Source organism: Burkholderia sp. Bp8992 (assembly GCF_003853705.1).
Lineage (GTDB): Bacteria > Pseudomonadota > Gammaproteobacteria > Burkholderiales > Burkholderiaceae > Burkholderia.
This window is the reverse complement of the sequence record NZ_QTQI01000071.1, coordinates 1-1154: the sequence shown is the minus strand read 5'-3', so window position 1 is coordinate 1154 and position 1154 is coordinate 1. Positions and strand designations below refer to the sequence as shown.

Annotated in this window: 1 protein-coding gene; it reads right to left on the bottom strand. The window is 69.1% G+C overall.

Features of this window, described 5'->3' with window-relative positions:
- Positions 1-1154 (bottom strand): acetyl-CoA C-acetyltransferase (locus tag DIE03_RS37995; protein WP_148092919.1); only part of this gene is annotated, 1154 nt, incomplete at both ends.

Here is a 1154-nt window from a genome sequence, read left to right as displayed (position 1 = left end):
CCCATCCCGCCGCCGATGCACAGCGACGCCAGCCCGCGCTTCGCATCGCGCTTGACCATCTCGTGCAGCAGCGTCACCAGGATCCGGCAGCCCGACGCGCCGATCGGGTGACCGATCGCGATCGCCCCGCCGTTCACGTTCACCTTCGACGTGTCCCAGCCCATCTGCTTGTGCACCGCCAGCGCCTGCGCCGCGAACGCTTCGTTGATTTCCATCAGGTCCAGGTCGCCCGGCGTCCAGCCCGCGCGCTCCAGGCACCGGCGCGATGCCGGCACCGGACCCATGCCCATCACGCTCGGATCGACGCCCGCGTTCGCATATGCCTTGATCCGCGCGAGCGGCGTCAGGCCGAGCGCCGCCGCCTTCTGCGCCGACATCACCAGCACGGCCGCCGCGCCGTCGTTCAGCCCCGACGCGTTCGCCGCCGTCACCGAGCCGTCCTTCGAGAACGCCGGCTTCAGCCCCGACAGCGATTCCGCCGTCACGCCGTGACGCACGAATTCGTCGGTCGCGAACTGCAGCGGCTCGCCCTTGCGTTGCGGGATCGACACCGGCACGATTTCGTCGTTGAAGCGGCCGGCCTTCTGCGCGGCTTCCGCCTTGTTCTGCGACAACGCCGCGAACGCGTCCTGCTCTTCGCGCGTGATCCCGTATTCCTTTGCGACGTTCTCCGCCGTGATGCCCATGTGGTACTGGTTGTACACGTCCCACAGGCCGTCCACGATCATCGTGTCGACCAGCTTCGCGTCGCCCATCCGGAACCCGTCGCGCGAGCCCGGCAGCACGTGCGGCGACGCGCTCATGTTCTCCTGCCCGCCCGCGATCACGATGTCCGCGTCGCCCGCGACGATCGCGTTCGCCGCCAGCATCACGGCCTTCAGGCCCGAGCCGCACACCTTGTTGATCGTCATCCCCGGCACTGCCGTCGGCAGGCCGGCCTTGATCAGCGACTGGCGCGCCGGGTTCTGCCCCGAACCGGCCGTCAGCACCTGGCCCATGATCACTTCGCTCACCTGATCGGGCTTCACGCCCGCACGCTCCAGCACCGCGCGGATCACCGTCGCGCCCAGTTCCGGCGCCGCGACCTTCGCAAGCGAGCCACCGAATTTGCCGACCGCGGTTCGCGCGGCCGATACGATCACTACGTCCGTCAT